The following is a 6,643-nucleotide window of genomic DNA, read 5'->3' as shown; positions in this document are numbered from 1 at the left end:
CTGTTCCGGCTCGGCGCGCCCCAGTCGGCGTGGCTGGTTTCCGCGGCGGCGGTCGTGGCGGTGACCGTCCTGGTCGTGCCCCGGTTGCACGACGACCTCAGCGCCCTCGTCGCGGTGGCAGCCGCCGGCCTGCTGGTCTCACCGGTGTCCTGGTCGCACCACTGGGTGTGGATCGCGCCCGCACTGCTCCTGCTGCACGGCAGGGCCCGGATCATCGTCGCCGCGGTGTTCGCGGTGGGACCGCACTGGCTCCTGCCGACGGCCGGTGACCGCGAACTGGCTTGGGAGTGGTGGCAGCACCTGGCAGGCAACAGCTATGCGTGGCTGGGTCTGGCCTTCCTCGGCTGGGTCTCGATCCGGGTGGTGCGGGACCGGGCGGGCGCTCCGGCTCAGGAGGGACCGCGAGGGAGTGCGGAGGTGCCCGCATGGCGATCAAGCGGTTCGGGAGCACCCGCGTTCGCGCCGAGCGCGCGGAGCGCGAAGCGACAACTCCGAGCGCTGGCTGAACCTCGCGCCTGCCGACAGCCTCGTCCACGCGGGTGACCACGGCGATCCGGTGCGCGGTTCCGCCACCTTGTCGACACCGGCCGCGGGCGGCGGCGTGGAACCCACCGGGTGGACCGCGGTGGCTCGCGCGGTGGATCTGCCGCATCCGCACGGTCTCGCCAGCGGCCCGGAGATCGGTTCGGTCCACTGTGGACGCTTTCTGGTCTCACCGCGCGGCGTCACCGCCGACCACGGGTCGGAGCCGCTCGTCGGGCGGACCCGTTCCCGCTGGGAAACCTCAACGAGTGGCCGGGGTCCAGGTGCCGTGGAAGCCGGTGGGGACTCGCCGGGGCAGGTGGACGGTGGCCACCGGCCCCGCTTCGACAGCGGTGGCGTCGTGGACCAGCAGCCGGGAGGCTACTCCGACACCGGGTCCATCGGTGCGCTGCCGACCGGCTGGAGCAGCCGGTTCCGGGCCTCGATCGCTTCCCGAGTGGGTGGCACGAGAAGCGCGCCACCACCTCCGACCGCGCCCTGGGCGAATTCGACGTAAGGCCGTTGGCGGGCTTCATATCGCGGGAACGCCGTGACGTGGTCCCCATGCGATCGTTCGAGCTCCTCAGCGAGGAACTGAGCCCCGGTCAGCGCCAGGGACGCGCCCCGACCCGCGAGAGGGGACGCGCAGTGGGCGGCGTCGCCCACGAGCGCGACCCGACCCCGGTGCCAGCTGGGCAGGTGGATCTGGCTGATCGAGTCGAAGTAGACGTCGGGATCGGCGCGCACCGCGTCGAGGATCGTCTGGACCTTCCACGAGCGGCACTCGGCGAACTGCTCGAACAGGATTCTCTTCTGCGCTTCGACGTCGCGGTAGTCGTAGTCGATGGGATCCGACGCGAACATCAGGACACCGATCGCCCTGTCCTTGAACCGGGCGATGCCCGCCAGGTGCCCCGGGTAGCTGTACATGGGATTGATCCGCTCGGCTTCGGCATCGGCTTCGCCGGGCATGTCGGTGATGGCGACGTAGAGACCGAGATGCCGGGTCCAGTCCCGCTCCGGACCGAACACGAGCCGCCGCACCGCCGAGTGCACACCGTCGGCACCGAGGACGAGGTCGAAGCGCTCCGGGTCACCGGAGGCGAACCCGACCTCCACCCGGTCGTCGTGCTCGGCGATCGAGTCCACCGATTCGCCCAGGCGCAGCTCCACGGCTTCCGGCAGCGCCTCGGCCAGGATGCGGGACAGGTCCTCGCGGGCGATCTCGATGTCGTCGGGCGAATCGCCGATGTCGTCGGGCAGCCGGCCGATGGCCGTGCCGTCGTCGTCGACGAAGTGCACCTGCTCGGTCATCCGGATGCGCGCGTCGCGGAGCGCGGGGAGGATGCCCATCTCCTCGGCGACCTGGATCGCGTCGCCGCGCACGTCGATGGGCGAGCCGTTGCCCCGGAGCCGATCCGCTCGCTCGACGATCGTGACGTGATGCCCCCGCATCCCGAGAACACGTCCGAGAGCGAGACCGGCGACGCCCGCGCCTGAGACAAGAATCTTCACGAGTTCTCCGCAACAGTGAGATCGGCCGGGGTTTTCACCGCGCAGGCCGCGACGGGTGGGCGAGCACGAAGTGGCGTAGCAACCGGGCGGTTTCCCGCGCGAACTCCACGGTGATCCCGTGGCGCGCCCCCGCGATCACTTCCAGCCTCGCCCCCTGGATCGCCTCGGCGATCCCCTGCCCGATCCCAGGACGGGCCGCGGGATCGTCCTCGCCGTAGATGAGCAGGGTGGGCGCCGCGATCTCGGGCAGGCGGTCGGTGAGGTCGTAACCCTGGATCGCGGCCAGCCGCCGCGCGTCCGCCTCCGGTGAGCGGTGGACCAACATCGACCGGAGTTCGGCCACCAACTCCTCGTCCGCTTGCCCGCGTTCGGACAGGGCGAAGGTGAGCATCCGCGCATCGCGCCGCGACGGCGGCAGCTCGATGATCTCGGAGGCCACGGGTGCCCGCAGGGCCGAGGCGTCGGCGAAGGCGGCGCCGACCGTCAGCGATTGCACGACGTCGGGCACCGACACCGCGACCTGAAGTGCGATCAGGCCGCCGAAGGAGACCCCGAAGATGTGCGCCCGTTCGTGCCCGAGTCCCCTGATGAGCGCGGCGCAGTCCTGGGCCAGGTCGGGGATGCCGTAGGGATCGGGCGGGTTGACCGACGCTCCGCTGTCGCGCTGGTCGTAGGCGATCGCGCGGATTCCGTCACCGAGCAGGGGTCGGAAGGTGTCGTACTGGACGTGGGTGCTCTCGCCGCCGTGCAGCAGGATCACCGGCTCGCCCGCACCGGACTCCGCGTAGGCGATCTCGATCTCGCCTGCCTGCACCGTTTTCAACGCGGTGGTCATGCCCGCGCCCGGTCCTGCTTGAGCACCAGGGTGTCGCCCCGGACGCTCGGACAGCTGGACTCCACAACGCTCACATCCTTAAAGAGACTGATCGCCTCTTTAGGCTAGCTGTGATCCACTGCGGTGTCCACCGAGAGGCAGATGTGAGAATCAGAGGCATGCCGGAGGACGTGGAGACCGCGGAGACGGCCGAGGCCGGGGCACGACCGGCAGCGCGGCCGGGCGGCCGCAACGCTCGGGTGCGGTCGCAGATCCTCGCGGCGACGACGGAGCTCGTGGCCCGGAACGGCGTGGCGGGCCTGCGCTACGAGGAGATCGCCGAACTCGCCGGAGTCAACAAGAACAGCGTCTACCGCAACTGGCCGGACCGCGCCAGGCTCGTCAGCGACGCGCTGCTGCAGTACGCGGAGGACTCCGCACCTCTGCACGACTCCGGCGACCTCCGGCGCGATCTGGTCGACTTCTTGATGGTGTTCTCCGAGCGCCTGTCGAGCTCGGTCGGCCGGGCCCTGTTGCAGGCCGCCGTCACAGCTCCGGGGAACACGGACCTCGACGAGGCGGTTCGAACCGCTTACGACCGACGGTTCGCCACCGTCCGGAAGCGATTCGACAGCGCCGTCGACAAGGGGGAGATCCCCCCTGTCGACAGCTACTTCCTCACCGAACTGCTGTCCGGGCCGGTGTACCTCTACGTCACCCGGCGACGCCGCCCCTTCACCCGCGAGGTGGCCGAGAAGATCGTCGACGTCGTCCTGGCGGGCATCCGTGCCACCGCGCCGTAGGGTCCGGTCGGCCGCACGCCCCGGCGGTCCGCCAGGCCCGGAAGTGGTTCAGAGACTCACCCGCACGACGGTGAACGGCAGGTTCGGCTCGGTGCGCTGGTACTGGAAGTTGACCACCAGGAGGTCGTCACCGTCGAACGCCGCCGTCGACGGGAAGTCCATGCCCCGGCCGTTGATCCGGCGCTGCACCTGTGCCCGCGAGTAGTCCTCGCTCAACCGCAGGACGCTGATCTCCCCTTCGGGGTGGAAGAGGCTGGTGATGCTGTACAACTCGCCGTCGCGCAGCAGCAGTCCGTCCGCGCCGATGTCGGTCACCCCACCGAGGTCGACGGCATCGACGGCACCGGTTTTGGTGCTGATGCGGTAGAACGCCTGCGAGTTGGTGTCGGCCATCAGCACGAATCGGCCGTCCGGGGTCACGACGAGGCCGTTGCTGTTGATGCCCTCCTCGTTGACGCCCTTCTCGTACTCCACCGGCGTGCCGTCGAAGTTCACGACAGTCTCGAGTGGCTGATCGATCTGCCTGTTCGCCAGCTGTGCCGCGGTGATCCGGTAGAGGACCGGGCGGAACGAGTCGGTGATGTAAGCGTCCCCGTTCGGGGCGATGGCCACGTCGTTGACCAGGCCGTCGCGCGCACCGGAGTCGAAGACGTGCAGCAGTTGCCCGGTTCGGGTGCTGTAGACGAAGACCTTGCCGGTGGTACCACCCGCCACCACCAACCGGTCCCTGGTGATCTTCATGCCGACCGCGGTGGTGCGGCCGTGCTGCCCGCCGGGCAGGAAGACCTGCAGGTGCGGCTGGTCGATCCGGCCTCGCCAGATCGTTCCGTCGGTCAGCCCGCTGACGTAGAAGTACGGTGTGCCGGGCTCGCGGACGATGCCTTCCGGATAGGCCTGGTCCCCCGGGACCACGTAGCGGCCGATGGGCTGGCGATCGTGAGCGCCTGCCTGCGTGGACGTCGAGAGGACCAGCGTGGCGGCGAGGATGCCGCCGAACAGCAGGCGGGCGCGAGTGGTGAACATGGCTGCACTCCAGAACTGTGGTCGAATGGATGATCCCGTCCCTCGACGGGCTGGACTTGGCACGAGGGCCATACAAGCGCTCGGTTCCCAACGGCGGCAGGGCTGGTTCATCGGGGGGAGAATCTCGACCCCCCTTCGGCCGGATGGCGCTCATAGACTCACGACATGAGCGACCACGGCCTGTCCCGGTCCGGCAATCGCGCCGACGTGCGTGAGTTCCTGATCAGCAGACGCGCCAGGATCAGCCCGGAGCAGGTCTCGCTGCCCGTCACCGGGCGGCGCCGCGTACCGGGGCTGCGGCGGGAGGAGGTCGCGATGCTCGCGGGCGTCAGCGTCGACTGGTACACCCGCTTGGAGAAAGGCCACATCAGCGGCGTCTCCCAGGAGGTGCTCGAGGCCGTCGCCCGAGTCCTGCGACTCGACGACGAGGAGCGGGTCTACCTGTTCGACCTGGCCCACGCCGCCCGGCCGGCACGCCGCACCCCGGCAGCGGCAGCACCACTGCCACCGAACGTCCAATGGCTGCTGGACAGCATGACGCTGTCCACGGCGATGGTCACCAACGAACGCCATGACGTCCTGGCGGCCAACCCGCTGGCTCGCGCGCTCTACGCACCGCTCTTCGGCAGCGCCACCACACGCGAGAGCGGTCACGCGAACTTGGTGCGCTACCACTTCCTCGATCCCGGTGCCCGCGACTTCTACGGCGACTGGAACCTCACGGCCGACATGCTCGTGGCCTCGCTGCGCACCGAGGCCGGACGCAACCCCCACGACATCGAGACCCGTGGGCTGGTCGGCGAGCTGACCACCGCCAGCGCCGACTTCCGAGCCCGGTGGAACACGCACAACATCCTCATCCACGTCAGGGGGACCAAGCTCTTCCGGCATCCGGAGGCCGGTCGCCTGAGCTTGAGCTACTACTCGCTGGGCCTGCCGGTCTCCGTCGGCGAGACCCGGCACATGTGCGTCTGCACCGCCGAACCCGGCTCGGCCGACGAGGACAAGCTGACCCTGCTCGCCAGCCTGGCGGCATCGCCCCCGCACCAGGCGGACGCCGCGGAACCGGACTTCGCGCTTCCATGACCCCACGAGCCAGCTGAGCGTTCGCTCCTGCTCGTGGTCAGGCGGGTGTCTCGTGGTGCCGCCGGGGCGGCACCACGAGGCGGCCTGCTGAGCGCGACCTACCCGCCGACGTTCCGCTCCGAGAGCACATGCCTGACGTAGCCTGCTATCTCGACGATGTGCTCGTGCACGAAGAAATGACCTCCGGCAAGGACCTTGATCTCGAAGGACCTCGCTGTGTGCTGTCGCCAAGCGTCCGCCTCCTCGAACGACACGCTGGGATCGCGATCCCCGGTCATCGCGACGATCGGCACGTCCAGCACCGCCTCGGTCGTCGGCGCACGATAAGTCGCGATGGCCCGGTAATCGCCCCGGATCACCGGAACGATCAGGCGCGTCATCTCGTCGTCGTCGAGGAGAGCCGGGTCGGTGCCACCAAGCCATCGGAGGTTGGCGATGATGCTGTCGTCGTCGTCCGCGTAGGAACTCTGGTCACGGTGGCACGACGGGGCGCGGCGCCCGGACGCGAACAACGCGAGCGGCACGCGTCGGTCATCTCGCGCAAGGCGACGCGCCACCTCGAACGCCACCACCGAGCCCATGCTGTGACCGAAGAGCGCGAGCGGTCGCGTCTCCCACGGCAGCAACGCCTCGCAGATCTCGTCGGCGAGCAGGCCGATGTCCTCGATCAGCGGCTCGTGCCTGCGGTCCTGCCGCCCTGGGTACTGGACCCCGAGCACCGAGATGTCGGGTTCGAGCGAGCTCGCCAGCGAGTGGAAGTAGCTCGCCGAGCCGCCCGCGAAGGGGAAGCAGACGAGGTGTGCCCGACTGCGCCGGGCCGAGTCTCGCAGTGGCCTGATCCACGATCCGCCACTCGTGGTCGATGCGCGCACGTCTCCTC

Annotated in this window: 7 protein-coding genes and 1 pseudogene; 3 read left to right on the top strand and 5 right to left on the bottom strand. The window is 69.5% G+C overall.

Annotated features, from left to right (window positions below):
* Window positions 1-543 (top strand): annotated as a pseudogene (locus IEZ00_RS31865) (hypothetical protein); the annotation flags it as partial.
* 241 nt (window positions 544-784) lie between these two features.
* Here the strand turns inward: IEZ00_RS31865 and IEZ00_RS37425 are convergent.
* From IEZ00_RS37425 to IEZ00_RS31855, 3 genes are read right to left on the bottom strand one after another with little or no spacing between them, the layout of a single operon-like run.
* The gene (locus IEZ00_RS37425; RefSeq protein WP_373293241.1) at window positions 785-892 is read right to left on the bottom strand and encodes a carotenoid oxygenase family protein; all 108 of its coding nucleotides are present in this window, start codon (window positions 890-892) and stop codon (window positions 785-787) included.
* An 11-nt stretch (window positions 893-903) separates the two neighbouring features.
* Entirely contained in the window at window positions 904-2,037 is a 1,134-nt protein-coding gene (locus IEZ00_RS31860; RefSeq protein WP_189227084.1) for an FAD-dependent monooxygenase, read from the bottom strand.
* Between the two features lie 34 nt (window positions 2,038-2,071).
* Window positions 2,072-2,872 carry an alpha/beta fold hydrolase gene (locus IEZ00_RS31855; RefSeq protein ID WP_189227083.1) on the bottom strand — a complete coding sequence of 267 codons (801 nt, stop codon included), beginning with the start codon at window positions 2,870-2,872 and terminating at the stop codon, window positions 2,072-2,074.
* Window positions 2,873-3,030: 158 nt separating this feature from the next.
* Here IEZ00_RS31855 and IEZ00_RS31850 point away from each other — a divergent pair, with 158 nt between their 5' ends.
* Window positions 3,031-3,654 (top strand): TetR/AcrR family transcriptional regulator, encoded by a 624-nt coding sequence (locus tag IEZ00_RS31850; protein ID WP_189227082.1) that lies wholly within the window; start codon window positions 3,031-3,033, stop codon window positions 3,652-3,654.
* 48 nt (window positions 3,655-3,702) lie between these two features.
* Here the strand turns inward: IEZ00_RS31850 and IEZ00_RS31845 are convergent, their stop codons facing one another.
* Window positions 3,703-4,788, bottom strand: coding sequence for an SMP-30/gluconolactonase/LRE family protein (locus IEZ00_RS31845; RefSeq protein WP_229796299.1), 1,086 nt, complete (start codon window positions 4,786-4,788; stop codon window positions 3,703-3,705).
* 54 nt (window positions 4,789-4,842) lie between these two features.
* Between IEZ00_RS31845 and IEZ00_RS31840 the strand changes: the two genes are divergently transcribed.
* On the top strand, window positions 4,843-5,763 hold the full coding sequence (locus tag IEZ00_RS31840; RefSeq protein ID WP_189227081.1) for a helix-turn-helix transcriptional regulator: 921 nt from the start codon (window positions 4,843-4,845) through the stop codon (window positions 5,761-5,763).
* Between the two features lie 98 nt (window positions 5,764-5,861).
* On the opposite strand, the gene IEZ00_RS31835 is transcribed toward IEZ00_RS31840, so the two are convergent.
* Complete coding sequence (locus tag IEZ00_RS31835) at window positions 5,862-6,635, bottom strand: thioesterase II family protein (RefSeq protein WP_229796298.1); 774 nt, start codon at window positions 6,633-6,635, stop codon at window positions 5,862-5,864.
* Between the last annotated feature and the right edge of the window lie 8 nt (window positions 6,636-6,643).

The organism is Saccharothrix coeruleofusca (assembly GCF_014648515.1).
In the GTDB taxonomy this organism is placed as follows: domain Bacteria; phylum Actinomycetota; class Actinomycetes; order Mycobacteriales; family Pseudonocardiaceae; genus Actinosynnema; species Actinosynnema coeruleofuscum.
Note: the sequence above shows the minus strand (reverse complement) of the source record. Positions and strands in the feature narration are given on the sequence as shown.

Coding starts and splice junctions, on each gene's coding strand:
- IEZ00_RS31855 (WP_189227083.1), bottom strand. CDS start 2,872: ATGACCACCGCGTTGAAAACGGTGCAGGCAGGCGAGATCGAGATCGCC.
- IEZ00_RS31850 (WP_189227082.1), top strand. CDS start 3,031: ATGCCGGAGGACGTGGAGACCGCGGAGACGGCCGAGGCCGGGGCACGA.
- IEZ00_RS31845 (WP_229796299.1), bottom strand. CDS start 4,788: ATGAACCAGCCCTGCCGCCGTTGGGAACCGAGCGCTTGTATGGCCCTC.
- IEZ00_RS31840 (WP_189227081.1), top strand. CDS start 4,843: ATGAGCGACCACGGCCTGTCCCGGTCCGGCAATCGCGCCGACGTGCGT.